Origin of the sequence: Roseivirga sp. BDSF3-8 (assembly GCF_041449215.1) — a bacterium.
Classification (GTDB): domain Bacteria; phylum Bacteroidota; class Bacteroidia; order Cytophagales; family Cyclobacteriaceae; genus JBGNFV01.
Genome location: NZ_JBGNFV010000001.1, coordinates 1,394,915 through 1,420,284 on the forward strand (window position 1 = coordinate 1,394,915; position 25,370 = coordinate 1,420,284).

The window sequence follows — 25,370 nt, forward strand, 5'->3', positions numbered from 1 at the left end:
ACGATTCAAAAAATAGATTAAAATTACATAATACAGCTCTTAATCAACTTTCTATCTTAAAAGAAACCGCCATTATCTATGGGTAATTAAATCTTTATACCTATTTAGTATTTCATGGCTCCCAAGCCTTGTCTGAACACCCCATATTTTGTACTATTACCATACCATTTTTTGACATCGGTCAAAAAATCAATCTATTTCAGCTGAATTTCCCTTCCTAATCCTTCGCTTCTGATTCGCTTCTCCCTCGGTTCTGCTTCGCTTCTCCTTCGCTTACCCTCTTACTATCGTTCATCCTGCGTTCGGTTCTCCTTTGGCTAAGCCTTTCCTTTTACTAAAATTGTATTTTTACAACATACACCAATAGGCCACTGCATCTCCTGCATTACCCCCCTCCCCTCATTACAGCATAACCGTCAAGCTAAGGCTCTATTTTGCTCATTTTGAATGGTTGGCTTTTAAAAATGTGGCTACCTGAAGCGATAAGCACTAAAATTTCCCTCCTGAGGGCATAGGCGTCAAGCTAAGGATGTAAAGACCTGTAATTAGCTAGCAGTACAGCAATGAGGCTGTCTCAAAAGACAGACTCTTTCTTTTTGTTCAAAATATAATTTTGCATTCCTCGTAACTACCGCGGGGTTGTACCGGGTCGCGTTCGACCGGGCCGCGTTCGGTCTCGTGGTTGCCACTTCCGCGAAGTTGGTACCGGGTCGCGCCTGACCGGGTCGCGTCTGACCGGGTCGCGCCTGACCGGGTCGCGTCCGACTTCGCTATGCAGAGTGTTTCAGGTGATTTTCAAAATATTGTTTGGCAGAAAAAGAGGCCTTGCTACTTTTGAGACAGCCCCCCGTATGGATAAATTTCGAAGAAATTATCCAACCGGGGGCGGGGCCGACGTTAGAATTTATCGTAACTGGCTGCATGGAGATACATTCTGCAGGGACCACCGAAAAAACGTACCCGCGTTTTCTCAGCAGGGTGGTCAGACTTTCGGAGGTACATGCAGGGTGCTTTATGAAAGCGCGTACTCTGCAAACACACCTTTACCCTCAAACCACTAAAGGCACTACTCTAAATACCCTCCTGGGAGGGTCGGCAGACGATATTCATTGAACATATAATAATGACTCCGGGGTGGGTTCAGCAGTAGCGTGGACCCACTTGAATGCCAACCCAGCTCCGGCGTAATCATCTGTTTTCCATAGGTACATTTCTGCGCCTGCCCCTCCCAGGATGTATAGCCGTCAAACTAATCACACAAATTACTTTAAAACAACTCGTCAGAGATTAGCGAAGCCCAATCCCGTCCGGAGTAGATTGGATCTATTATTTAAGGTTAGTTTGTAACTGAACAGTCTTGCAGACCGCACTCCTCAAGGGGCTGGTAGCTGAGCAGCAACCCCCGGGTACAACCCCGCCGTAGTTATTATAATTCGAAATAAAATACACAGTTAGTGATTTAATCAATAGTGCCTCACCCCCCTCAACTTGATGGTCATGCTTATTACAGGCAGCTTCATACCCCACAGCCTCTCGTAAATATTTCACATAAAAAAAGCCCCTTACGGGGCTTTCATTACTTAAATAGTATATCCTTAATCAGGCTTGTGCGAAGTGATTGCAGCCAAACTTAGCACCTGTCATAAATGCATAATGATCCACCTTATCAGTTACAGGCTTACCATTATTCAGTACCGGTATAATATACTCCGGGTCCCGGTGCTCCTCAGTAAGCTCATTACATTTTCCAAATTCAGCGCTGGAGCTATCCATGGTACTGGTCTGCTCCCAGTGAGAACAATGATCACAAGTTGCGTCCATATCTATAAATTCTTTTAGTAAATACTTGTTTTCCTATTAATTACTAATTAAACGATAGAACCACCATAGATTGTTGGGCAAATCACCTCACAAAGACTAATTTATCATCAGTCTAAGTAAAGAGTGGGCTAATCCAGGTAAACCTTCAGCATCCGTTCACCGCCTGAACCCGATACCTGAATGAAATACACACCTTCCCGGCTATGCCCCGGTACCACATCTACCACAGACACCCCCGCATACGGCCTGCTGTAGACCTCACGGCCCATCATATCCAGCACCCTGATAGTCGCTTCCTGGTACTCACTACCCAGAGACAACTCCACACCTCCCTGAATCTTCCTCCAGGTCATTTCAGAAGATGCTTCCTCTGCTGTGGGTTCAACACGATAACCGCTTCCTGTAAGTCCGAAAAACTCCGCAGCATAATAAGAACTAAAGAAATTCACGTCTGCAGCAAAGGTACCCGTGGTTCCCCCCTGTTTGCTCCCTGTGCCGGGATCAACAGATACATCATGACCCATACCAGCTATAGAATATGTCACTACCACACTGCTACCGCGACTGTTGCGATAATCCCGGCGGGTAACCGAGCTATTGCCCGCAAAGGAATAGTCAGTTGCGTCCGCATATCGGTCCGTGCCGTGTACATTCGTCCACTGCTCCATTATTTCCCTCAGGTTATTATCATTTACCGTATAGTCACTTGTCCCATGGAATACCGCCACCTCGGGCCAGGGGCCGCTATAATTAGATGCGCCACGCACAAGATCCCCCCATCCGCCCGGAGAAAGGTTATACCCTGGGTTCATGGCATAACCCGACGCATAAGCATTAGCCGCCGCATGGTATGGCACCCCTGCCAGGACAGCACCGGCACTAAACACCTCCGGATAGGTAGCCAGCATAGTAGTGGTCATACCCCCTCCTGCAGAAAAGCCCGTGGCAAATACACGCCCCGCGTTTACGCTGTAATTGCTCTTCACATAATCCACCATACTTCTGATAGAGCGGTTTTCGCCATATCCGCGGGTATAATCATAATAATTGAACCAATTAAAGCAACGGGCACCATTATTATAGCTACTCTGCTGGGGGTAGATTACATAAAACTTAAACCTGTCGGCCAGCTCATTCCAGCCCGTGTTATTAGCATAGCTGCTAGCCGTCTGTGAGCATCCATGCATAGCCACCACTACAGGTGCGTTGGCAGGCATATTAGCAGGCACATAGAGATACATAGACAGGTTACCCGGGTTATACCCAAAGCTACTGACACTATAAAGAGGCCTCTCCGCCGCATTCGCTTCAGGCCCCGCATAGCGGGCAGAAGAAGAGGACGCCTCAAATGTCAGTTTAAAAGCAGCATCGAAAACCGTATAGCCATAGGTGTCCAGGTAAATATTTCCCCCGCTATAAGTATTCGTATAGCTATAACTAAACACACTATTGGTAACCTGAAAAGTATACTGACCCGCCTGGAGGCTTAGAGGGCTACTAAGCGCCACTGTTTGCCAGCCCGAACCCTTAGACACTCCCTGCTGGGTATATATAGGTGTGTCAGTCACCGTATTACCCGCAAATACCTTAAGCGTACTGTTTGAAATAGCTGTTCTGAACTTAACCTCTATCGTCTTTAACAGGGCCGCACGATCAAGAGTAAATGACTGTGCAGAATTTGACGTACTCACATAAGACAGGTAGCCCTGAGCCAGTGGCTGCTCAATCGTGAAAGTCTCGCCACCTCCGCCACCACCGGATCCGGGGACTGCCGCTGAGGCCGTATTGGAATAGGCTGAGTAACCTCCGCTGCTTTGGGCCCGGACTCTGTAATAATACGTATTGCCTGCACTGACTGAAGCATCAGAGTAAGAAGTACTGCCTGCCGAAAGTGACGCTACTTCCGCAAATCCACCTGAAGACTGTAATGAGCGCTCCACAGAAAAAGAGGTTTCGTCAGAGCTGTTATCCGACCAGCTAAGCGCTATTGCGGAGGAAGCAGAAAGGTATGAGGCTGTAAGCGCAGAAGGTGCAGCCGGAGCACCAGGGTCAGGCGACCCCCCTCCTCCGGTAATCCCCCAAAACTCAGCAGCATAATACGCCGCAAAGAAATTCACATCCGTGGCATAACCGCCGGTGGAGCCTCCTTGCTTATCCCCGCTGCCGGGGTCTACAGCCACTGCATGGCCCATGCTCGTTATGTCAAAGGTAAGCACTACAGGTGAGCCACCGCTATTACGATACTCCTTACGGGTAATACGGCTATTACCCTCGTAGCTACCCTGAGAGGTTTCAGGGTTTGTGTCAGTACCGTGCACATTCGTCCACTGCTCCATCAGCTCCGTAAGGTTAGAGTTACTCACCGTATAATCAGACGTACCATGAAACACACTCAGCGTGGGGTATGGTCCGCTATAACTGCTATACGCATTACGTACAAGGCTCCCCCACTGAGAGGGACTTCTATTTACTCCGGGGCTCATCGCCGAAAAAGCGGAGGTCAAAGAAGTAGCCGCCTTGTAAGGAAGCCCCGCCATTACTGCACCGCCGCTAAACTCATCAGGGTAGGCAGCCATCATTACTGCAGTCATAGCCCCCCCGGCCGAAAAACCGGTAACGAATACAGAAGAGCCATCAACCCCGTACGAGGACTTCATGTAGCTCACCATCGACCTGATAGAGGAGGCCTCCCCCTGTCCGCGATTAATATCACCATTTTCAAACCAGTTAAAACACTTACTGGAGTTATTGCCCGACTTTTGCTGGGGATAAACCACATAAAAGCCATACTTACTCGCCAGGTCGCTCCAGCCGCTTTCAGCAGCGAAGCCCGCAGCATCCTGGGTACATCCGTGCATAGCCACCACCAGGGGAGCGCCCGCACCTGCACTAGATGGAGCATACAGATACATATCCAGATTACCCGGATTAGACCCAAAGGAAGATATTCTGCTAAGAGATTGGGCGTGAGATAAGACAGGCAGCCAAAAGAGCATCATTAAGAGCCCCAGGCCAAATAGTTGGTTAAAATGTTTCATATACATTGGGTTATGTCGTTCGATAGCCACAGCCAGATAGCAATAGCTAGTAAAACTTACCCCAAACCAAACAATTGAACTAAATTAACTTGCGAACTAAAAATTTTATGTGGTGAAATCCCAATACCTCAATGGGAAGAACCATGAAACACCCTCATACAAAAACAAACCACCAATAAAGCCCCTCTTGTGATATTCAGGCTATTATAAAATTTCAGGGTAACCACCCACCACCGCCCCCTTCAAGTAGCCGAAAGATGTAAGCTGAACTGACAGCAGGTAAAATCAACATGGAGCTATCCCTTCTTCAAGGGAGGTTATTCCCTCACGTTAAAAGAAAGTGACAGGAAATATAAAACCAGGTCAGGGTGGCGTTACCCGCAGAAAAGTGGCCTGAAAGCCGCTATTTATAAGTGCAATCGCTTGTGCCCCCCTTTCCGAATGACCGAATGCGAAAGCGGGCGCCTAGCTGGGGCGCCTAGCCGGGGGCGCCTAGCCGGGGGCGCCCAGCCCAGTGATCCCCACGTCCCTAACGTGGTGCGCTAACCATAAAAAAAGCCCCTCAGAGATAATCTGAGAGGCTTCCTGGTGTCGGGATGACTGAATTGGAACGGGGGCGCCCAGCCCAGTGATCCCCACGTCCCTAACGTGGTGCGCTAACCATAAAAAAAGCCCCTCAGAGATAATCTGAGAAGCTTCTTGGTGTCGGGATGACTGGATTCGAACCAGCGACCCCCACGTCCCTAACGTGGTGCGCTAACCGGACTGCGCCACATCCCGTCCGAACTTTCGTTCTTTTATCCGCATCCAGTGCCTGGCTTGCGAATAGGACTGCAAATGTAAAAAACTTTTTCTTACCCCAAAACAAGGCATCTCATTTTCTTTAAGCTCAAATGCAGGCCTAGTGTAATTTAACCTTAATACTTAATGGACTAAATCGATTTTTACCTTAATTCGCAGACTACATTAACTTGAGCTGATGAAAAAAACACTGCAAAATGTGACCATAGGCATCGCGTTGCTTATAGGTTTTACCATGTGTGCCCGCCCACGGATCAACCAGACAGGGGGAAAAGAAATGAGCGCAGAGGCTTCCGCAGAAACCAACACTGAGCCCAGTCTCCTGTATAAGATATCCGGCAACGGACTGGAGCGCCCCAGCTACCTGTATGGCACCATTCATATTATCTGCCCGGCAGACTTTACCCTGGCCCCATACGTCGAGCAGGCAGTAAAAGAAACAAGCCTGACCGTCCTTGAACTGGATATGGACGACCCTGACCTGCAAACCCAAATGCAGCAGAGCATGATCAATCCCGGTTTGATGAACTTTACAGAAAACATGGATGAGGAAAGCCGCACAAAACTCGATCAGATCCTGAAAAAACAATACGGCGCCGGAGTTCAGCAGCTCGGTATTATGAAGCCATTTGTCATACAGAATATGCTATTGCTGAAATACCTCCCTTGTGCCGCACCGGAAAGCTATGAGGGCCGGTTTATAGAGCTCTCACAGCAACAGGAGCAGGAGATCATAGGACTGGAAACAGTGGCTTATCAATTCTCCGTATTCGATAGCATCCCCCAGGAAGAGCAGATCGCCTGGATAGAAGATATGATCAATGATAGCGCCTCTACTGCAAATGAATTTAGCCGTATGGTTGAAGCCTATAAAGCCAAAGATGTGGAAAGGCTTCTGGAGATTTCTATTGAAAGCGAACAGTTCCTCAACTATGCGGACCTGCTTCTTTATCAGAGAAACCAAAACTGGATACCCAGGATCGAGCAGATCGTAAAGGAACAGTCAGCGTTCATAGCAGTCGGAGCCGGCCACCTCGGTGGGCAAAAGGGGGTAATCTCCTTATTACAGGATAAAGGCTACACCGTAGAGCCTGTAAGGGAGTAAGACGGCAGTAACAAAAAAAAAGAGGCTGTCTCAAAAGGCAACCTCTTTTTGTTCAAAATATAATTTTGTATTCCTCGTAACTACCGCGGGGTTGTACCGGGCCGCGTTCGGTCTCGTGGTTGCCATTTCCACGAAGTTATACTTCGCTATGCAGAGTGGTTGAGGTAATTTTCAAAATATTGTTTGGTGGAAAAAGAGGCCCCGATACTTTTGAGACAGTCTCTTAATTCCTTTCAGGCAAGGCTCATTCGATCCCCTTTCTCCTCAAACTCTTCCAGCTTATTCATCAGCCATTCCCACAAGTGCTCATAGGGGATAATCTCTATCTCCGCGTAGGCATCACCCGGCACATCTGCCGATTTAAGCTTGTCATACAGATACTTGCTTTTCTTACGGCACGTCTTCAGATCAAAATCATACTGCACCAGGTTTATAAGTAGCTTAAAGAAAATTACCGTGCGGGTACTGAATGTTTCTTTAAAGTGCCTGCTCATATATTTTTTAAGCGATTCCACCCGGAACATCAGTGCATCAAGGTCCTTGTTCTCCAGGTAATAGAGATATTGAAGCACCAGGATAGCCAGATTAAAGCCCTCTTTGTCTTTAGAGTACTCAGGCACCGTACTTACAAAGTCATAATAATTAAAGGAGCGGTTTACCCGGTTCGTAGGATTAATAAACTGCAGGTAAGCCGTATATAAATTCCACCTTTCCTTAGCCAGTTCGCTGATCTTATTATAGTTCGGATTCCGTTCCACCTCCTGCAACAACTCCCCGGAAAGAGTGTAGTCCCGTGAGTGCATGGCCAGCAGAAAGTAGTTTTCCATAAAGCTGAACCAGTTTGTGGAGTAACGGCTAAAGCTCTTTACATATTCCTTAGCCTGGGCCAATCCGTTTTTATAGTCCTTAATACGAAGGTAAGCGTATATCTTCGCAAACTTGTTGAACCGGTCATCGAAGCGTTTCCGGTTAATGATGGTCTTCTTATACTGCTCATCAATGTGGTTCGTGATCTCGATCACCTTCGCATAATTACCGGTGAGTTCATGAAACCAGACATTGAGCAGGTGGTAGTGTTCAAAGATATTGTAGCTATCCGTTTTTTCCCACAACTTCCTCAGAGTCTCGATACCGTCCTCAGCAAACTGCAGGTTCTCTTTACGGCTGCTGACGCTGCGGTTCAATTCCACCTTAACTTTAAAGTACAGCTCAGCCGCCTCTTCTTCCAGCTTGATAAGCTTTTTGTAGTGCTCCAGCTTTTCCTTGTTCTTATCATACATCACCGGCCTTACCCGGCTTGCATAAATAAACCGGAGCAGCTTGAGGGAATCCAGAATGATGTAGTTGAATTCAGACCCTTTGGCGAGGTTTATGGCTTTATTCAGGATTTTCTCCGCGATACCCAGATCACCGAATTTCAGCAGCATACGCCCCTGATGAAGAAAATTCAGACATTCCTGCTCATCGTGGTGGGAAGCCTTGATCTGGCTATCGTTAAAGTCGAGAAAAAACAGGTGATTCAGTAGCTTTTGCTTCAACCGACTCTTGAGCATTCTATAGCGATAGTCGACCTTTTCTTCCCCGTAAATTTCATATGCAGCGTCTTTATCAGATCCAACTTTTCCTTCTTTGATCTTATTGAAAAGCTGCATTTCTTTGCTATTGAGATCATTATCAGACTTCAGATCTAATAATTGTATATTTTTCTTACCTCTCTTTGTTACAATTTTTACAAGTCTAGCAATCTCTTCCATCCCAATAGGCCGGTTAAAGTAACTTTCACTTCTTTAAATATAGATAAAACCAATAAAATATAAAAAATTTTAATGTTATTTTCATGGCTAAAATTTCCTGTTTTTCCTATACCTAATTAATCATCTTAGCATCATTAACCTAAAATCTTTAAATGCCATGATGACTTTAATTGCACTTTTAATGATGAACTTTTCCATGTTGCTTACTTCGTCACCTGCTACTCAGCCGGATGATGACGGAATAAGCAAAACCGTAATCACCAATGATGATGGTGGTGCAGGTACATGGATGGAAGAAAATGAGCCTACTCCCGGAAGCTAATTTTCGGAAACAATATATTTAAAAAGGGGCCAAATGGCCTCTTTTTTTATATCCCCTTCTGTAAATAGTTATTTTTTCAAACTAAAATGTTGTTATTGTAAGCGTTTTATGCCTGTCAATATTACTTTTGATGGTAAGGAACGATTCTATGCGATTACATACCGTCCTGATTCTGCTTGCTTTTCTCTCCCTTTCCGGGTGTTTCTCATCCGATGAAGGCGCTGAATCAGTAAATTCGGTTTCAGTAAGACTCGCTCAAAATCCGGAAACCCTAAACCCGGTAAGCTATGTGGATCAGTACACGTTCAGAGTAAGCAACTACATCTATCAATCCCTCCTTACCATCGACCATAGGAATAACGGCATTAGACCTCAGCTAGCAGTGGACCTCCCCACAGTGGAGGCTGTTGACTCCGGATTTCTATACCACTACGAGATCAGGCCTGAGGCAAATTGGAGTCCGGGACATCCTGTTACTTCTGAAGACGTGGCCTTCACCATAAAGCTTTTCTTTCTCCCACGCCTCAATAATGACAAGGCAAGCGTGGATTACCAGTTTATTAGAGGACTCGTACCCCACCCTACTAACCCTAAAAAATTTGCTATTTATTGCGAATCGGGCGCAGATGACCTCAAGCTGCTTACCGGCGACTTTCTGATATTACCCAGGCACCTGTTTGATAACGAGAATGTAACCGGTCAATGGCCCCTGCATGACCTCGTAGCAGGCAAGATCGACACCCAGGGCAATGCCCCTTATGATCGGTTCGTCCGGAAGTTTAACGACCCCGCCACTTCACGAGATTCCACTATGATAACCGGCAGTCACGCCTATCACCTTGTAGCATGGGAAACCGACAAATACATTACCCTGAAGCGTAAGAAAGAATGGTGGGGAGATAAATTACCGGCCTCTTCCGGGATTTCAGCAAAGCCGGATGAGATCATCTTCCGCATTATTCCGGATTACAACACCAGTCTGCTCATGCTTAAAGCCGGAAGAATTGATTTAATGGATAATATTACCTCTTCTGACTTCCGCCAGCTGAAAAAAGATAAGGCCTTCCTGCAGAATTATTCCCTCTACTCTCCTTCTACCTATAAATTCATTTATCTCGGTCTGAATGACCGCCTCCCTAAGCTGGCTGACAGCGACACCAGACGAGCCCTGGCGCATTTGCTGGATGTCTCCCAGATAATCGAGTTAAACGAATATGGCATAGCTCAGCCCGCCACAGGAATGATTTCACCAGCAGATTCGGCACATTTTAACGATAATATCGTGCCTTATCCTTATAATCCGGAAAGGGCAAGAGCGATACTGGAGGATGCAGGCTGGCAACAGAAAGACGGTACCTGGACGCGCGAAAAAAGAGGAACCAAACAGGAACTTGGATTCGTGATTACCTACAAAAGCGGAACTCCGGCATACGAAACCATTGCCCTCATCCTGCAGGAGGCTGCAGCCTCTATTGGCATTAAAACCGAACTCAAACCGGTCGAAGGGGCCGTGCTCTCCGAATCTTTGCGTAATCACGAGTTTGAAATCTTTATTGGCGCCCTCCGGGGCAATCCCTTTGCGTATGACTTCAGGCCTATTCTTCATACTGATGCCAGTGGAAAGGGAGGATACAATTATACAGGTTTTGGCACAACCGAAAGTGATTCGCTGGTAGACACCATAGTCAAAGACACTTCGGCAACCAACCGGGTAAACTACCTATACCGCCTGCAGGAAATACTGCACGAAGAAGCCAATATTATCTACCTCTATTTCATTCAGGATAAAATCGCTATCCACAGCCGGTTTACTAATGTGACCATTTCATCCTTGCAACCAGGGTATGAACTCACTAATTTCACCCTGAAAGAAGAAGACTAGTATGCTCAGGTATTTGCTCCGAAGGCTTTTATGGGCTATTCCTGCTGTACTGGCAGTAGCACTGCTCGTACTGCTTATCGGTGAGCTAGCCCCGCAGGACTGGGTGGCCGGCCGGCTGGAGGGCACAGCAGGCCGGTTTTCTGACAAAAATACGGCAGAAATGCGGCAAACGGTCTACCGCAGGATAAGGAGCCAATACGGACTTGATCTGCCGATATTTTACGTTAGCATCACCTCCCTTGCAGAGCCCGATACACTCAGGAGCCTTTACCCCTCTGCACTACGCGAGCTGGCCGGGCGCGTAGTATATAACTATGGTAACTGGGAGCCGGCCGCTAACTACACCTCACTGGTAATGGAGGCGGAGACTGCTACCCTCAACAACCCCGACGTAGCCTCACTCATAGGCCCCCTTTACAAATGGCATGATGTCTCAACTGCGAAACGCCAATGGATGGCCCTGGCTGAATTTCCCGGTATCACAACCAAAACGAGGTCGCTGACCAGACAGGCGTTGGTAACACTGGATAATCTGGAGCGAACAGCCACTCCATGGAAGAACTTTATTCCGAAAATACGATGGCACGGCATCAATAACCGCTACCACCTCTGGCTCACATCATTGATAAAAGGCGACTTCGGGACCTCATTCAGGGATGGCGAAGCTGTCAATGACAAAATCAGCACAGCAGTCAGCCAGACACTATGGGTGACCATTCCCGCTTTGTTTATGACCTTCTTGCTCTCATTGTGGCTTGGAAAATTCCTTTCGCAGAACAGCTTTTCTATACCGGCCAACTTGTCTTCCACTGCGTTATACATGTTAGATGCCATGCCCTTATTCTGGCTTTGCCTTTTATTTATCATGGCGCTTGTGACCCTCGATCTATACGAGTTACTCCCTTTTTATGATGTGATCAGTGTACCATCATCCGGGCCTCAGCAGGTCTTCACTAAGCTCAGGCAGCTAATATTTCCTATAAGCTGCCTTGCACTGTCTTCTATCCCATACGTCACCAAGCAAGTGGAATCCGCCTTTAAAGAAGTCTACCCCAAAGAATACATCACCACCGCCAGGGCAAAAGGATTGAGTGAGTCAAAGGTCACATGGAAACATGCTTTCCGCAATGCAATATTTCCCTTGATCACCCTGATCTCCCTGTTTTTACCCGCAGTATTTGCCGGATCGCTGGTAGTAGAGGCACTCTTCGCTATTCCAGGTATAGGCAAGCTTCTGACCGATTCGGTTATCGCCAGAGATTTTCCTGTAGTGATGGGGATCGTTTTTTATATTGCTTTGATCCGTATTGGAGCCAATATTTTGGCAGATATCGCCTATTTTGCGAGCGATCCACGGATCAGACTTAGAGAATGATCATTAGAAGCAGAAAAACATACTATACATTTTTCAGGACAGACACCTTCCTGTCAGCCGTATGGCTTTTACTCATGGTTATTTTTGCCGTATTCGGCCCTTTCATCACTGGTGAAAACGGAAGCAGAGGCATTCTGCCTTTTAATGCTGATAAACTTCACCCTTCCGCCTCTTTTTTACCACCATTCAGCACGATAGAGCCTGACGGGAGAGTGTTTTACCTCGGGTCAGACCACCTGGGCCGGGACCTGCTCTCAGGCATTGTGACCGGTGCCAGAAGCAGCATGCTCGTGGCCCTGGCTGCGATGACCCTCGCCTCTGTATTGGGCACCTTATTAGGGGGCCTGGCAGGCTTCTTCGGCGACAGACAGATTATCATTAGCCGCGCAGCCTGGATGGCCGGAGGCATCCATCTGTTACTGGTGTGGTTCTACCTTATCTATGTGCCACGGTATACCTGGCAAGACCTCCCTGATGCCGGTCTGTTCGGCTCACTGCAGTTTCTTTTACAGATCCTGCTCTTTTGGCTATGTATTCTCATCATTACCTATGCTCTGCTGGTCCTGTTCCGCTATATTCCCTGGTTCCGAAAGGGACTCCCCTTGCCTATTGATACCTGGTCTACAGGATTTACAGAGATCTTTGCCAGCGTTCCGCGACTGTTCCTCGTTCTTTCACTGGTAGCTGTCGTAAAGCCGGGCGTATGGACCTTTGTATTACTTATGGGAGCTACCTCATGGATAGGCGCAGCCAGGCTGGTCCGCGGACAGATGTTACGTATCAGAAGGCAGGAATATATTGAGGCCGCTTACGCTCTGGGCATATCGCGAAGAAAGATATGGCTGAGGCATGCCCTCCCAAATAGTGCCGCTGTGGTACTGGTTGACTTTACATTCGGGGTGGCCGCCATCCTTATGGCAGAATCAACCCTTTCGTTTCTAGGAGTAGGCCTTCCTCCGGAGGTAACAAGCTGGGGGAAGCTACTTTCTAACATTAAGTATGATGCTGCTGCCTGGTGGCTCGTCGTTTTCCCTGGGCTCACCATCTTTCTGACTATCCTGTCTATCCATACCTTGGGGGATGCGGTACGAAAGAAAATTAACCCAAGAGAAATAGCTTAGAACATTCTGAGCACCATTCAGGTTCTACCCAAAGTTCTTATCAAACCTGAAACGTTATGAAAAACCTGTTAGTGATTGTAGCGGTAGTACTCTTTATACTATGGCTACTGGGTTATTTTGCATTCCCTAATATAGGAGGAATTATCCACGTATTAGCTGTTATTGCCCTGGTTCTGATTATCATTCGACTAGTCAGAGGCAGATAGCAAACGTAAATAATAAATAAAGCCCGGCCTTAAATGAAAGACCGGGCTTTTTGCTGGTTGAAAAGGTATCGTGCTATTGTTATTACAAATAAAGGGTATGCCAGCCTCAGGGACAAGGAAACAATATTGCCGAATATAACATAGGGAGACAGGCGTGTGAAGGCTGGCTTCATACTACCCTGCTTAGTGATAGGCGTTTTATAGCACCTTATCAGAATATTATACTGAATATTAAAACTAAACCGGCATTTGTTTTACCAGAAAGTGACACGCTTATAAAAGCATCACTTCACGCTACCGCCTCTTCTTCCACCACGGGAAGAGCCAGTGTGAAGGTAGTGCCGTACCCTGGCTTACTTTTAACCTGGATAGTGGCCTTGTGGTAGGTGGCAAATTCCTTGCTCAGCAGTAGCCCCAGGCCTGTGCCGGTCTCATTAGCCGTACCTTTCTTTGTCAGGTGATGACTTTCTTCAAATAGCTTCTTCTGATCCTCATAAGGGATACCTATCCCGGTATCTTTTACAAACAGGTGTACAAGGTCCTCCTCTCTACTCGCGCAAACCATAACCTTACCTCCCGCAGGGGTAAATTTCAGTGCATTTGAAAGTAGGTTTCGTATAATAAAGTCGAGCATATAAGTGTCTGCCTTCACCTTTAACCCGGACTCACAAGAAACATCAAGGCTTATCTCCTTCTCCATAGCACGCTGGCGATGAAGAGCTATATTATTATGTATGAGGTCATTAAGAACCAATTGAACAGGTTCGTAGCGAATAGCCCCCATCTGGCTTCGGCTCCATTCCAGCAGGTTCTCGAGTAACACACTCAATTGAGTGGTGCTATCATACATGCGGCTGGCCAGCCCCCTCATTTCTTCCCTCGAAAAGCCCTGTTCATAGGTGATAAATATCTTGAGAAATGAGGACAGCGTAGCCATCGGGCCTTTCAGATCGTGAGCGATGATACTGAAAAATTTGTCTTTGGTATTATTAAGCTGCTTAAGTCTGAATTCTGAGGCATGCAGCTTATTGTTAATTTCTTTCAGGTTATTATTCTGGTCTTTCAGCGTCTGGCTGCTTTGCCGGATAAGGCTCAGCTGACTATGCAGGCGCTTTAGCATCTCATTGTAAGCTTCATATAGCTGCTGAATCTCTACTGAAGAAGAGGAAGCACTTATATTCAGGTGATCTGCCGTAAAGCCTCTGGACTCCACTTCCTTCATGGCCAGCCTCAGTGATACTATCGGTCTGGTAATAAGACGGGATAGTACATGACTCAGCAAAAGGCCCAATAGTACACAAACCCCAACCAGGTACATATAGGTGGATTTAATAGTGTCCAGGATCTCATTTTCCTTGAGCTGGGCTTTGGCATCTATCTCGTGAAATGTATCATCAAGTAGCTCTCCCAGGTCACTTAGTTCAGCTATGAGTCCTCCCTGGTTTGCCAGGCCAATTTCTCTCTTGGCTTTAGCTAATGTATTAAAAGCCTTCTTATAATTTGTAAGGGCCCGGGCGGCTTTATTATCATTACCTGACATACGGGAAAGAAGCACGTCTGCTAAATGATTGAAGGCAAAGATATACTCAGCTTCCCCCCTCATAAGAAAATCCTTTTCATGCCTTCGCAACATCAAGAGGTCTTTTTCCGGAATAGCGGGGGAGTGCCTTTCCAGTTCGTGAGCGTATTCTCTCATATCCCCTTCAACACCGTAGTCTTTAAAGCCACGATTTTTTAAGGCTTTAACGAGCTGGGCAAATTTTTCCTCATAGGCCAGCCGTTTCCTGTCAAAGCTTCCTAGTGCCTGGCGAATACCAAACTGACCGGATGATTCATTAGCTGAAAGAGAGTCTATCTTGTCTGAAATTAAATCAGAAAGGTCATACCTGTGGCGCAAAAGCAAACTGGTGCCATCCTGGTAAAACTGATTATTCGTAATATCCGTAGCCAGAAAATCAGCATCAGCTTTAGTAAGTCTGAGTGTACTTACATAAACCTCTCCCACCTGATTACGGGTCTGCCTGACCTGATCAGTCTCACGAAAGTACCAGACAGACACGATAGCAATGAATACGATGAGGCTGGTAAAAGAAAGGAATGCGAATAGCAAACGGCTATATATGGTAGTATGCCTTGGTATCAAATTAGCGACAGAATCCGGAATTATAAGATATAATTTTGCCGCAAAAGTAATGATACCGGCTTAAATTCCCGCCTTATAATCAATTATTGAATATTAAATCTCTGTTAAGTACCCGCCTGAAAAGCATTGAATACAGAAAGGGGTTATTTTTCCTTCTTCAGACTCTTGATAAATCTAGCCCAGTTGAAGGGGTTCAAAAGCGGGTTGGGGCGGGGGCCGAAGCGGTCATTCATGTACTGTATCTGCTGTTGCTGATACACACGATAGTTAAGCTCGCCATCCATGGGCGTGCTTCTGAACATGCTGGCCATCAACTCTTCATTAAGGTTTTCAGCCAGATTATCATAGTTACCTTCATCTGGTAACTCCATGGCGAGTACCGCTTCTTTAAATAATTCTTCAGTAGGGTATGGCAATACCTCTACGGTAGGCAGCATAGTGGTATCTTCACTCAGCTCGATCATCACCGAATAAGTGTCCTTTTCCGTTGCAGGAATGATAAGCCCTCTTTTACGAAAGCCAACTGAACTGATAACTACACTGTCGCCTTCGAGTACCGGCATGGAAAAGTAGCCGAAGCTACTGGAGGTGGTACCCCGCCCTGCCAGGGGTACATACACGTGAACTCCGGGGAGGGGCTCTTCAGTAACCGCGTCGATTACCACACCGCTAAACTGAATTACTTTTTTCTTTTCCTGCTGCTCATCTCCGTTATCCTGGGCATGGGCTTGTGATGCTACCATGACACAAATAGCTGTGAGCGAAAAGATAAGAAAGGTATGTAGGGTGTGTTTTATCAAAGCCATCGTTTCTTTATAAGCCTCCAGATCCGGGCAATTGCACCGTGAATTTAAGACTTCGAATTATGTTATAATAATTAACTTACGAAAAAATAGTTCCTTGCGTATAATTGCAGACAGCTTTTTATGCGATTAAAACACTTCAATCTTCCTTTTTCTGTACAGCTTTTCAAGGCCCTCAGTGATGAGGCAAGGGTAAGGATACTTGTATTATTACAGGAAAAGGGGAATCTGTGTATTTCCGACCTTGAATTGATTCTGGACTTCACGCAGACTAAAACCAGCCGTCATATCACCTACCTGCGAAATGCAGGCATTTTGGCTAGCCGGAAAGCCGACCAATATGTTTTTTATTATATTAAGGAGGAGGTAGAAAACTTTGTGAGGCAAATGCTGAAATACGTGCAAAGCGATGGAAGATTAAAAAAAGACCTGGAAATCCACGACATATTGGAATCCAACCGGGAGCTGGCCAAAAACAAAGTGGATCCTGATAACCGCAGGCTACCGTGAACTTAAACCACCTATCTGCGTTCAGATAAAGGTAATTCCGACAGACATATTTTTTTCATGAGAAAGACTTATAAGCACATCTTCTTTGACCTTGATCACACCCTGTGGGACTACGAGAAAAACTCTCATGAAACCCTGACTGAGCTTTACTATCACTATAGATTGTATGAATTTAACCGGTTTACAGCGGATGAGCTGATTGAGCGGTTCAGCCTCATAAACCGAAAGCTGTGGAGGCAATTTAATGACGGAAAGGTCACGGCAAGCTATCTCCGCAAAAAGCGCTTCCTTGATGTATTCGATAGCCTGGGACTGGCCAGGGCGGTAGTACCGGAGTCATTTACAGATGATTATGTGCGGTTATGTCCTACAAAGACGAATCTCATTCCTTACACCCTGGAAATGCTGGACTACCTGAAGGAGAAGCAGTATAAGCTACACATTATCACCAATGGCTTCCGGGATGTACAGCACATCAAGCTATCTAAAAGCAACCTTTCGGATTATTTCACAGAGATTGTAACGAGCGATTGCACAGGTTTCAAAAAACCTCACAAGCAGATCTTTGCTTTTCTACTGGATAAGGCAAAGGCTGAGCAGGGCGAGTGCATCATGGTAGGCGACAACCTGGAAGCGGATATACTCGGGGCCAGGAATATGAAGATTGACCAGGTATACTATAACCGGCATAACCTGAAGCACAAAGAAAGCCCTAATTTTGAGATCACTTGCCTGAGTGAACTTCAGAAAATCCTATAATCAGGCAGCCCGGTAATCAATCGTTTGCAGGGATGGCTTTTCGGGGTCTTATGACTAAATTTACGCCGCCCGAACGGGCGATATTCAAAACCGAAAAAACAGACCTTCCTTATGTCTAACGGATTATTCAAGGTACCCGTACCTCATAACGAGCCGGTTAACTCATATGCTCCCGGCACGCCTGAGCGCAAGGAGCTTAAAGCCATGCTGGAAAAACTACGTGGCGAAGAGGCCGATATCCCCATGTATATCGGCGGAGACAAAGTGCGTACAGATAAAAAGATCCGTCTGAGCCCTCCTCATGACCACCAGCATACACTGGGATTTTTTCATGAAGGCGACAAGTCTCACGCAGAACAAGCAGTAACAGCTGCGCTTAATGCCCGTGAACACTGGGCTGATCTCTCCTGGGAGCACCGCGCAGGTATATTCCTGAAAGCTGCGGAACTGATCGCCGGGCCATGGCGCGCCAGGCTTAACGCGGCTACCATGCTGGGGCAGTCAAAGAATGCTTACCAGGCCGAAATTGATTCTGCCTGTGAGATAGTGGACTTCCTCCGGTTCAATGCAGCCTACATGACTGAAATCTATGCCCAGCAGCCTGAGTCGGCTTCCGGTGTATGGAACAGGCTGGAGCACCGTGGCCTCGAAGGATTCATTTTTGCTATCACTCCTTTTAACTTTACAGCCATTGCGGGTAACCTGCCTGCCGCCCCTGCTATGATGGGCAACACAGTAGTGTGGAAGCCTGCCTATACTCAGGTGTACGCTGCTGATGTGATTATGCAGGTATTCCGTGAAGCAGGCCTTCCTGACGGGGTTATCAACCTTATTTATGTGGATGGTCCTGCAGCTGGCGAGGTGGTATTTAACCACCCTGACTTTGCCGGCCTGCACTTTACGGGCAGTACCGGTGTGTTCCGCCAACTCTGGAAGACAATCGGCGAGAACATTCATAAATACAAAACATACCCCAGGATCGTGGGTGAGACGGGCGGTAAGGACTTTGTCATTGCCCATGCCAGTGCGGATGCCAGGCAGGTAGCGACAGGCCTGGCCAGAGGTGCATTTGAATTTCAGGGGCAGAAATGTTCCGCCGCCAGCCGTGCTTATATTCCTGCAAACCTGTGGGACGATGTACGCAACTACCTGGTAGAAGACGTGAAATCGTTTAAAATGGGAGGCGTAGAGGACTTTGGCAACTTTATAAACGCGGTAATCGATGAGAGATCATTCGATAAGATTGCCGGTTATATAGATAAGGCCAAGGAATCTAATATGACGGAAATAGTAGCCGGTGGCGGATATGATAAGTCAAAAGGGTACTTTATAGAACCTACTGTCATCGTGACAAAAGACCCGCAGTACCTGACGATGTGCGAGGAAATTTTCGGCCCTGTACTTACCATCTATGTTTATCAGCCGGAGAACTTCAATGAGACGCTTGACCTGGTAGACCAGACCTCAGAATATGCCCTGACAGGGGCCATCTTCAGCCGTGACCGCTATGTCATCGATATGGCTATGAAGAAGCTTCGTCATGCGGCAGGTAACTTCTACATAAACGATAAGCCTACGGGCGCAGTAGTAGGTCAGCAGCCATTTGGTGGCTCACGGGCCAGTGGCACTAATGATAAGGCAGGGTCTATGCTAAACCTGCTTCGATGGGTATCTCCCAGAACTATTAAGGAGACATTCGTTACGCCTACCGATTACAGGTACCCCTTTATGAAGGATGCTGAATAAAAATCATAACAAAAGACCCCTTATCGGGGTCTTTTTTTTATGACTCGCCTATACATATTCCTTTTTATCCTTATTCCCGCCTTATCCTGTACTTCAGAAGAGCAGGGGCCGGACCCTTTCACCGCCACCGGTGAGGCAAGCTTTTACGGAAGGGCATTCAATGGACAGAAAACAGCCTCCGGAGATATTTATAAAATGGATAGCCTGACGGCTGCTCACCTTTATCTGCCGCTTGGTACTATTATAGAAGTGAAAAACCTGGATAACGGCCGGGTGGTGGAAGTAGTAATCAACGATCGCGGTCCCTATTCCAACGACCGGTTGCTGGACTTATCCCGCGCTGCGGCGGATAGCCTGGGAATGGTTGAAGATGGCACCGCAGAGGTTCGGATTACAGTAGTAAAAGCCGCAGAGGGCTACACTGTAGAGGACAGCGTAGCCACAGACAGGCAGAAGGAGTACGAAAGAAACGCCGGTTAAGGCTTATTTGATTTGTTATAATTTTATTCAACCCAACAGTTCTTTACAGCCCCGTCAGGCAAAGCACACCATCCTGATTTACAAACAAAATCAGTTCAACAAACTGTTAAGTGTTTTAAAATCAGAATTTTATTATTATTTTTATCGTTCCCTCAAAATTTAAATATTTTATTGAGGAAACAGCTTATTGGGTGTACACAATAAAACACCTGGCCAAAGTACTATTTTGGATGCTTGTACCCGCCAAGGGTATTTTTTTATCACAACTTCAATCACCTTAATCAAACGCAGATATGGATGCTTTCCCAATTGCTGAAGAATGCTCAGATTCTCACAAAATCCTGTTTAACGCGCTTGAGGGCACCAATGCTCATCTAAAGCCTGAAGTTGTACTGGAAGGACTTACTGCCCGCGTAGCAGGTCAGGAGGTGCCTGGTTCACCCTATACTATATGGCAACTTTTGCTGCACTTAAACTACTGGCAGGACAGGTTTATGAAAAATTTCCTGAACCAGACGGTGCGTCCGGTGGCACACGCTGCCCTGGGATGGTCATGCGATAAAGCTCCGGAATCAGAAACGGCGTTACAAAAGGAAATAGCCCGTTTTATAAAAAGCCTGGATAAAGTTAAGGAATTACTGGACGACCCTACAACGGAATTTGTAGAAGCCAGCGGGGGCTATGGCTCCGGCTATGATGCTATTCAAAGCATGGCGTCACATTGCAGCTATCACCTTGGACAGATTATGTTACTCAGGCAGTTACTCTCTGCCTACCCTCCTCCTTCAGGAGGATTTGTATGGTAAATTTCACCTTCATTCATATCAATACCGAACCAAAGCCTTCCTGCGGGAAGGCTTTTTTTATAGTGAACTTACACGCGTAGGCAGAGGATTATTACGTTTGGTCTTACAGGTAAGTATATCGGTATTTTGCTGGTAGATTAAATACGAATGCAATGAAAAAGAATTACAGAGGCCTGCTGGCGGGTGGTTTTGCTGCCATGATCATGATCACAGGCTGTAATAAAGACGAAGAGACACTCCTGCTCGAGGGTAAAACCGAAGAGGAAAAGCAGGCAATCGCCATAGACATAGCTTCTGAGCAGTACGAAACCTATGCAGGGTTCGAGTCTGGGATGATGTATGCCGACGAAGGTCTTGAAGCAGCAGAAGGCGGACGTATGAATCAGGACTGCTATACAATGACCTACAATGTGAGTGAGTCATCTGTAGCGTACACACTTGACTTCGGGGATGGATGTACTACTCCTGACGGTCAAACGATCCGTGGTGCACTGCAGGTGGACATGAGCTTTGTGATTGATGAGTCAAACATCAGCATGGCGGCCACTTACAACTTCCTGAACTATGAAGTGGACGGACACATCTTCAGCGGTAAGCTTATTATCGACGGTCTGGAGTTTAACGCTGATATGAGCGAAACTACTAACTTCGGATATAACCTGGCGATGGTAGATGCGAAGCACACTTACCCTGACGGCACCCATACATTGCTCAACCGTGAGTGGCGTATGGATGTTGACGAGAATGATGGCAATATATTCCGGGTTACGGGTGCTTCTTCGGGCAAAACCCGTATTGGCCTTCGCTTCTCTGCCTCTATCGACGAAGCGCTTGAGGTGAATCAGCTGTGTGGCATACAGGGACTTCCTGTAGCAGGAATCTGGTCTGCCAGCGTAGCTGAGCTTGGTGATATCAGCATTGACTACGGCAACGGGGCATGTGATGAAATTGTGACTCTAACGTACAATGGTACTGATTACGAAATAGACGTGGTACAATAAAACCACGATAACCTACCTAAAAGGGCCTGCCGCAAGACAGGCCCTTTTTTATTATCCTTTTGTTAAGCCACCCGCATCAGATACGCCAGTGTAACAAGTGCTATTAAATAATCGTGAAGGGGGCTGCCGGTGCTTGAGTACGTGGTTGTATTTCCCCAATTTTCCCCTTTCAAATACAACCAAACTATGCCTATCAGACTAACTACTTTTTGTATGCTGGCGACATTTATATGGCTGGCAGCCTGTACGGACGACCTTGGTCAACCGGACGGGGATCCCTTATTAATGAATGGTGAAAGCGCCGTACCGGGTGATGCTACCTTTTACCGGCAACTGGCCTACCGCTGGGCTCCTGTACATCACCAGGATACGGATGTAACCGGCTCGCATGGCCTGAGTGGAAAAGGGGATTATATCACAGCGATAGACTTTGACGGGGACTGGAACGCTACCAACAATTGGCGCAATGCGGCTTCGGGATATCCACTATCAGGTCATGGCTATTACTCAGTGACTGAAACGGGAACTCACTGGTTTGTGGTATATGCTTTCTTTCACCCCCGGGACTGGACGGACAACTGGCTGCTTTATAACTGGGACGAACATGAAAATGACCTGGAAGGCATGTTATGCATCATCAAAAAAGATGGGAGTACGTATGGTGACTTGCAGGGCATGATCACGGTGGCGCATTCGGACTTTTTCAGCTACGTGCCTGCCGGTAGCCCGCTCCAGGCAAATGGGGAAGATATTGACGGCACCCTGAGTATGACAACGTATGATGGGGTAAGCAGACCGGTGACGGCACAGGAAGCGAAGGGTCATGGCCTCAAAGCGTGGCCGTATTACAAACTGAACGGGGACGGAATCATATACTACCCCAGTACCAGCATGGCAGAAGTACCATCGAGTGCGGATGACCGTTTTGTGCGCTACCGCTTAACTGACATATTTGCCAGCGGGGGGCTTTGGAGTCAACGGTTTAATACGGCTTGTTTTGACAGCCCGGCCAGCAGCTTCCGCAAATCAGTAGGTAACGGAAGTGCGAACCCTCCCTGGCGCTGGGATGATGGAAATGATGGAGCGACCTATGCCGGAGAGCTGGCGACCGATCCGGCAAATATTACGGATATATACTTCAAAAACCTGGGCAGTTTTGACCTAAACTACCTGTATAATCCGTACATAGGTATTTATTAGTATCCAGGCGAGGTGCTGGGCTCCATCTTTGGCAGGAATGTATTAGATTGGTTTTCATCTAAAAATTCTATGTCATGAAAAAACTTAATCTGAAAAACCTGGAAGTTAAAAGTTTTGTCACACTGATCGATCATAAGAATGGTGTACAGGGCGGACTAGCTCACGAGAGCAAATTTAATTCTACCTGTCCTCCCTGCGATGAAGAGGAAGGCACATTAAAATTTGCCTAAGTATTATCCCGGCGAATGCCGGGATTTCTTTTTGCCAAATTTTCAACAGCAGTCGTCACTACAGGTCATATTACCTGACCGGGCCTTCTCAAAGGCTTCCCGGCCTTCTTTAAATGCATACCAGGCAATACCGAGGCTTCCCAGCGCATCTATATAGGGCAACTTAAAGAGATGATAGAGAAGGCTGGAAGCCAGAAGAATAAAGGACAGGTAAAAGCAGGTTAGGGTACACCGGGCATCACTTACAATAGCTGGAGAATCTAACTCCTGCCCGGCGCGAAGCTTGCTTTTATATAGTGCATACATAATGAGGATAGAGAGCACACTAATAATTATGCCTGGTAATGTGGTATGAGGCGTAGCCGCACTAACCACACTTAAAGCGGCCCCAATTATTAAACCGAAGGTGAGGAGGTAAAAGGCTATGCCGGTAATGCGGAGTGCTACACGTTCAAACCGGTCGTGCGAGGTAACAGGTGACCTCTTCATGCGCATGACCATATGAAGGATACCGATACCTGACAGGACTTCTACAAAACTGTCGGCCCCGAAACCAAATAAGGCCAGTGTCTCATCAGATGCCCCAAACCAGGTGGAAACGCCTCCCTCGACCAGGTTATACCCTATGGTAAAAACACTCAGGTACAATGCTCTTTGAAGCCACTTATCCGATTTAACTTCACTATTCATGAAGGGTGGGACTTTTAATTAATAATAAAATTGGATAGTTTAAAACTATTAAACTTTAAACAAAGATAGTAATATGAAAAAGCTAAATCTTGACGACCTGAAGGTCCAAAGTTTTATAACGGAAGTAAATGGCACCAAAGGCGGGGTAATGGCAGCGGCTGGCGAGAGCGAGTTTAACACTGTATGCCCCTTCTGCAACACGGATAAGGAGCTTTGTATCAGGGAGTTTGATCACGTGCAATAAGCGCTACAGTAATATCAAAAAAGCGTCCCCTGGCAATCAGGGGACGCTTTTATTTTAATGATTAATTTCCTGCTTTGGCCCCGGTCCGGGTTCGGGCTTTGATGAAGTCATAATTGAGTAAGCGGCTGAGGCGGTCGGTATGCTCTTCCTTACCTGCTTTTTCCTCTTCCATGTGGTCAGAGAGGTAGGTGTCATGCCCCACAATCATATGTCTCATGATCTGATCGGGCTGTTCTGGCCGGGTATAGTACAGTGCCACGTAATCATCCTCTGAAAGGCCATAGCGGTGAATGATATTTCCTACTTTATCTTCTACTTCAGGCTGTTCGCGAGCAGTAAAACCAAAGTAACGGATATTCTCACTTTCTTCCTGGAGGTTTTCATTAAAGGTCTCTTCCAGGTCGTGCTTAAACTGTTCTGTGTCGCCATCAGACAGGCGATATATCATTACGTAATTATTCATCGTCTTTCATTTAGTTACGTAATAACAACTATTAAAAACCTAAGATGTTGGCTATCAACCGCTAAAGTTCCTCAAAACGATCCGCAGGAAGGCTGTCATACACAGCAATATCTGTAAGGCGGGCCATGCCTCTGTCACTGCTTAGCCTTATCTCGCCATATTGCTGATAGTCCTGCCATGGCGTTACAAACCTCGGCGTATCAGCCTCTGCAGTAGGGAAATATGCCCATTGTCTGACAAGGGGCTCTTCTTTGCTAACCCATACTTCATACCGGTTTTCGGGTGTATCACCTACATTATTAAAAGTCATTTCCAGAACATCTGCCGGTGCGCCTCCCTGCAGGGTGTCTTCGCGCAGGTGGGTGAGGGTAACTCCACTATCTTTCATCTTATAAGGCATGACAAGCCAATAGGCATCGTTTATCCAGATGCTCCTTCCCTGCTGAAGGTATTTTTGCAGGGTGTCAGCATTTTCTACAAGGGTACTGTCTTTCCAAACTTTTCCTGCGGGGTCACCTTCGATGTTGGTAATGATGGTGAGGGGCCTTTCTGTGAAATCAATTCGAACGCGCTTATTTTCTTTATCCCATAATAGCTTTCTGCGCCCGAAGAAGGTCCACTCTATAAATTCGGTTTCATCCCAGGCCTGGCGTCCGCCCATCGTGGCCATGACGGTATCAGCTATAGCGATGGCTTTTTCAGATGAGTTTTCCTTATCAAAGCCATCAGCCGGCGGATTGCCGTAGGCTGCCTCAGAGCGGTTAGAATCCTCAGGCTTATTATCCTGCCGGTCATCAGGTCCACAGGCAAGGCAAAGCACGAGCAGCAGTGCTATGAAATAGAGGTTTTTCATTATACTTGGTTTTGGTT

At 46.7% G+C, this 25,370-nt stretch carries 24 protein-coding genes and 1 tRNA gene; 16 read left to right on the top strand and 9 right to left on the bottom strand.

The features are described 5' to 3' along the window. The first annotated feature begins 921 nt into the window (after positions 1 to 921). The gene (locus tag AB9P05_RS05500) at positions 922 to 1,113 is read left to right on the top strand and encodes a hypothetical protein (RefSeq protein WP_371907808.1); all 192 of its coding nucleotides are present in this window, start codon (positions 922 to 924) and stop codon (positions 1,111 to 1,113) included. A gap of 486 nt (positions 1,114 to 1,599) precedes the next feature. Here AB9P05_RS05500 and AB9P05_RS05505 read toward each other — a convergent pair whose 3' ends face one another. The 3 genes from AB9P05_RS05505 to AB9P05_RS05515 all read right to left on the bottom strand — a co-directional run bounded on the left by AB9P05_RS05505 (position 1,600) and on the right by AB9P05_RS05515 (position 5,639). Continuing rightward, the gene (locus AB9P05_RS05505) at positions 1,600 to 1,821 is read right to left on the bottom strand and encodes a hypothetical protein (protein WP_371907809.1); all 222 of its coding nucleotides are present in this window, start codon (positions 1,819 to 1,821) and stop codon (positions 1,600 to 1,602) included. 128 nt (positions 1,822 to 1,949) lie between these two features. Then, positions 1,950 to 4,859, bottom strand: a complete 2,910-nt coding sequence (locus AB9P05_RS05510; RefSeq protein ID WP_371907810.1) for a PHB depolymerase family esterase — start codon at positions 4,857 to 4,859, stop codon at positions 1,950 to 1,952. A 705-nt stretch (positions 4,860 to 5,564) separates the two neighbouring features. Then, a tRNA-Pro gene (locus AB9P05_RS05515) sits at positions 5,565 to 5,639 on the bottom strand. 199 nt (positions 5,640 to 5,838) lie between these two features. On the opposite strand from AB9P05_RS05515, the gene AB9P05_RS05520 reads away from it, so the two are divergent. After that, entirely contained in the window at positions 5,839 to 6,765 is a 927-nt protein-coding gene (locus AB9P05_RS05520) for a TraB/GumN family protein (RefSeq protein ID WP_371907811.1), read from the top strand. 233 nt (positions 6,766 to 6,998) lie between these two features. Here AB9P05_RS05520 and AB9P05_RS05525 read toward each other — a convergent pair whose 3' ends face one another. Next, on the bottom strand, positions 6,999 to 8,519 hold the full coding sequence (locus AB9P05_RS05525; RefSeq protein ID WP_371907812.1) for a hypothetical protein: 1,521 nt from the start codon (positions 8,517 to 8,519) through the stop codon (positions 6,999 to 7,001). Positions 8,520 to 8,676: 157 nt separating this feature from the next. Between AB9P05_RS05525 and AB9P05_RS05530 the strand changes: the two genes are divergently transcribed. The 5 genes from AB9P05_RS05530 (at position 8,677) to AB9P05_RS05550 (ending at position 13,425) form a co-directional block, all read left to right on the top strand. After that, on the top strand, positions 8,677 to 8,841 hold the full coding sequence (locus tag AB9P05_RS05530; protein WP_371907813.1) for a hypothetical protein: 165 nt from the start codon (positions 8,677 to 8,679) through the stop codon (positions 8,839 to 8,841). A 148-nt stretch (positions 8,842 to 8,989) separates the two neighbouring features. Continuing rightward, entirely contained in the window at positions 8,990 to 10,723 is a 1,734-nt protein-coding gene (locus tag AB9P05_RS05535; RefSeq protein ID WP_371907814.1) for an ABC transporter substrate-binding protein, read from the top strand. 1 nt (position 10,724) lies between these two features. Next, a complete protein-coding gene (locus AB9P05_RS05540; protein WP_371907815.1) occupies positions 10,725 to 12,098 on the top strand; it encodes an ABC transporter permease in 1,374 nt (457 codons plus the stop codon). Beyond that, on the top strand, positions 12,095 to 13,219 hold the full coding sequence (locus AB9P05_RS05545; RefSeq protein ID WP_371907816.1) for an ABC transporter permease: 1,125 nt from the start codon (positions 12,095 to 12,097) through the stop codon (positions 13,217 to 13,219). The genes AB9P05_RS05540 and AB9P05_RS05545 overlap by 4 nt, the downstream gene beginning before the upstream one ends. A gap of 56 nt (positions 13,220 to 13,275) precedes the next feature. Beyond that, entirely contained in the window at positions 13,276 to 13,425 is a 150-nt protein-coding gene (locus AB9P05_RS05550; RefSeq protein WP_371907817.1) for a lmo0937 family membrane protein, read from the top strand. Between the two features lie 289 nt (positions 13,426 to 13,714). Here AB9P05_RS05550 and AB9P05_RS05555 read toward each other — a convergent pair whose 3' ends face one another. Continuing rightward, the gene (locus tag AB9P05_RS05555; RefSeq protein WP_371907818.1) at positions 13,715 to 15,535 is read right to left on the bottom strand and encodes an ATP-binding protein; all 1,821 of its coding nucleotides are present in this window, start codon (positions 15,533 to 15,535) and stop codon (positions 13,715 to 13,717) included. A gap of 176 nt (positions 15,536 to 15,711) precedes the next feature. Further along, positions 15,712 to 16,311, bottom strand: a complete 600-nt coding sequence (locus AB9P05_RS05560; protein ID WP_371907819.1) for a carboxypeptidase-like regulatory domain-containing protein — start codon at positions 16,309 to 16,311, stop codon at positions 15,712 to 15,714. Positions 16,312 to 16,494: 183 nt separating this feature from the next. On the opposite strand from AB9P05_RS05560, the gene AB9P05_RS05565 reads away from it, so the two are divergent. The 8 genes from AB9P05_RS05565 to AB9P05_RS05600 all read left to right on the top strand — a co-directional run bounded on the left by AB9P05_RS05565 (position 16,495) and on the right by AB9P05_RS05600 (position 23,103). After that, positions 16,495 to 16,881: a metalloregulator ArsR/SmtB family transcription factor gene (locus tag AB9P05_RS05565; RefSeq protein WP_371907820.1), complete on the top strand. Its 387-nt coding sequence runs from the start codon at positions 16,495 to 16,497 to the stop codon at positions 16,879 to 16,881. 57 nt (positions 16,882 to 16,938) lie between these two features. Beyond that, entirely contained in the window at positions 16,939 to 17,640 is a 702-nt protein-coding gene (locus AB9P05_RS05570; RefSeq protein ID WP_371907821.1) for a YjjG family noncanonical pyrimidine nucleotidase, read from the top strand. A 111-nt stretch (positions 17,641 to 17,751) separates the two neighbouring features. Continuing rightward, positions 17,752 to 19,386 (top strand): L-glutamate gamma-semialdehyde dehydrogenase, encoded by a 1,635-nt coding sequence (gene pruA / locus AB9P05_RS05575; RefSeq protein ID WP_371907822.1) that lies wholly within the window; start codon positions 17,752 to 17,754, stop codon positions 19,384 to 19,386. Between the two features lie 39 nt (positions 19,387 to 19,425). Further along, positions 19,426 to 19,866 (top strand): septal ring lytic transglycosylase RlpA family protein, encoded by a 441-nt coding sequence (locus AB9P05_RS05580; RefSeq protein ID WP_371907823.1) that lies wholly within the window; start codon positions 19,426 to 19,428, stop codon positions 19,864 to 19,866. Positions 19,867 to 20,159: 293 nt separating this feature from the next. Then, on the top strand, positions 20,160 to 20,672 hold the full coding sequence (locus AB9P05_RS05585; protein WP_371907824.1) for a DinB family protein: 513 nt from the start codon (positions 20,160 to 20,162) through the stop codon (positions 20,670 to 20,672). Positions 20,673 to 20,824: 152 nt separating this feature from the next. Further along, positions 20,825 to 21,673, top strand: coding sequence for a hypothetical protein (locus tag AB9P05_RS05590; protein WP_371907825.1), 849 nt, complete (start codon positions 20,825 to 20,827; stop codon positions 21,671 to 21,673). A gap of 186 nt (positions 21,674 to 21,859) precedes the next feature. After that, complete coding sequence (locus AB9P05_RS05595; RefSeq protein ID WP_371907826.1) at positions 21,860 to 22,873, top strand: hypothetical protein; 1,014 nt, start codon at positions 21,860 to 21,862, stop codon at positions 22,871 to 22,873. A 74-nt stretch (positions 22,874 to 22,947) separates the two neighbouring features. Continuing rightward, positions 22,948 to 23,103 (top strand): pinensin family lanthipeptide, encoded by a 156-nt coding sequence (locus tag AB9P05_RS05600; RefSeq protein ID WP_371907827.1) that lies wholly within the window; start codon positions 22,948 to 22,950, stop codon positions 23,101 to 23,103. Positions 23,104 to 23,145: 42 nt separating this feature from the next. On the opposite strand, the gene AB9P05_RS05605 is transcribed toward AB9P05_RS05600, so the two are convergent. After that, a complete protein-coding gene (locus tag AB9P05_RS05605; RefSeq protein WP_371907828.1) occupies positions 23,146 to 23,793 on the bottom strand; it encodes a cation transporter in 648 nt (215 codons plus the stop codon). A gap of 73 nt (positions 23,794 to 23,866) precedes the next feature. Here AB9P05_RS05605 and AB9P05_RS05610 point away from each other — a divergent pair, with 73 nt between their 5' ends. Further along, positions 23,867 to 24,037, top strand: a complete 171-nt coding sequence (locus AB9P05_RS05610) for a pinensin family lanthipeptide (RefSeq protein WP_371907829.1) — start codon at positions 23,867 to 23,869, stop codon at positions 24,035 to 24,037. 61 nt (positions 24,038 to 24,098) lie between these two features. On the opposite strand, the gene AB9P05_RS05615 is transcribed toward AB9P05_RS05610, so the two are convergent. Continuing rightward, positions 24,099 to 24,500, bottom strand: coding sequence for a hypothetical protein (locus tag AB9P05_RS05615; RefSeq protein ID WP_371907830.1), 402 nt, complete (start codon positions 24,498 to 24,500; stop codon positions 24,099 to 24,101). A gap of 61 nt (positions 24,501 to 24,561) precedes the next feature. Further along, entirely contained in the window at positions 24,562 to 25,353 is a 792-nt protein-coding gene (locus AB9P05_RS05620) for a hypothetical protein (protein WP_371907831.1), read from the bottom strand. Positions 25,354 to 25,370 lie beyond the last annotated feature (17 nt).

Bases quoted from the DNA above. Each gene is read 5' to 3' on its own strand.
- AB9P05_RS05500 (WP_371907808.1), top strand. From the start codon at position 922: ATGGAGATACATTCTGCAGGGACCACCGAAAAAACGTACCCGCGTTTT.
- AB9P05_RS05505 (WP_371907809.1), bottom strand. From the start codon at position 1,821: ATGGACGCAACTTGTGATCATTGTTCTCACTGGGAGCAGACCAGTACC.
- AB9P05_RS05510 (WP_371907810.1), bottom strand. From the start codon at position 4,859: ATGAAACATTTTAACCAACTATTTGGCCTGGGGCTCTTAATGATGCTC.
- AB9P05_RS05520 (WP_371907811.1), top strand. From the start codon at position 5,839: ATGAAAAAAACACTGCAAAATGTGACCATAGGCATCGCGTTGCTTATA.
- AB9P05_RS05525 (WP_371907812.1), bottom strand. From the start codon at position 8,519: ATGGAAGAGATTGCTAGACTTGTAAAAATTGTAACAAAGAGAGGTAAG.
- AB9P05_RS05530 (WP_371907813.1), top strand. From the start codon at position 8,677: ATGATGACTTTAATTGCACTTTTAATGATGAACTTTTCCATGTTGCTT.
- AB9P05_RS05535 (WP_371907814.1), top strand. From the start codon at position 8,990: ATGCGATTACATACCGTCCTGATTCTGCTTGCTTTTCTCTCCCTTTCC.
- AB9P05_RS05540 (WP_371907815.1), top strand. From the start codon at position 10,725: ATGCTCAGGTATTTGCTCCGAAGGCTTTTATGGGCTATTCCTGCTGTA.
- AB9P05_RS05545 (WP_371907816.1), top strand. From the start codon at position 12,095: ATGATCATTAGAAGCAGAAAAACATACTATACATTTTTCAGGACAGAC.
- AB9P05_RS05550 (WP_371907817.1), top strand. From the start codon at position 13,276: ATGAAAAACCTGTTAGTGATTGTAGCGGTAGTACTCTTTATACTATGG.
- AB9P05_RS05560 (WP_371907819.1), bottom strand. From the start codon at position 16,311: ATGGTAGCATCACAAGCCCATGCCCAGGATAACGGAGATGAGCAGCAG.
- AB9P05_RS05565 (WP_371907820.1), top strand. From the start codon at position 16,495: ATGCGATTAAAACACTTCAATCTTCCTTTTTCTGTACAGCTTTTCAAG.
- AB9P05_RS05570 (WP_371907821.1), top strand. From the start codon at position 16,939: ATGAGAAAGACTTATAAGCACATCTTCTTTGACCTTGATCACACCCTG.
- pruA (WP_371907822.1), top strand. From the start codon at position 17,752: ATGTCTAACGGATTATTCAAGGTACCCGTACCTCATAACGAGCCGGTT.
- AB9P05_RS05580 (WP_371907823.1), top strand. From the start codon at position 19,426: ATGACTCGCCTATACATATTCCTTTTTATCCTTATTCCCGCCTTATCC.
- AB9P05_RS05585 (WP_371907824.1), top strand. From the start codon at position 20,160: ATGGATGCTTTCCCAATTGCTGAAGAATGCTCAGATTCTCACAAAATC.
- AB9P05_RS05590 (WP_371907825.1), top strand. From the start codon at position 20,825: ATGAAAAAGAATTACAGAGGCCTGCTGGCGGGTGGTTTTGCTGCCATG.
- AB9P05_RS05595 (WP_371907826.1), top strand. From the start codon at position 21,860: ATGCCTATCAGACTAACTACTTTTTGTATGCTGGCGACATTTATATGG.
- AB9P05_RS05600 (WP_371907827.1), top strand. From the start codon at position 22,948: ATGAAAAAACTTAATCTGAAAAACCTGGAAGTTAAAAGTTTTGTCACA.
- AB9P05_RS05605 (WP_371907828.1), bottom strand. From the start codon at position 23,793: ATGAATAGTGAAGTTAAATCGGATAAGTGGCTTCAAAGAGCATTGTAC.
- AB9P05_RS05610 (WP_371907829.1), top strand. From the start codon at position 23,867: ATGAAAAAGCTAAATCTTGACGACCTGAAGGTCCAAAGTTTTATAACG.
- AB9P05_RS05615 (WP_371907830.1), bottom strand. From the start codon at position 24,500: ATGAATAATTACGTAATGATATATCGCCTGTCTGATGGCGACACAGAA.
- AB9P05_RS05620 (WP_371907831.1), bottom strand. From the start codon at position 25,353: ATGAAAAACCTCTATTTCATAGCACTGCTGCTCGTGCTTTGCCTTGCC.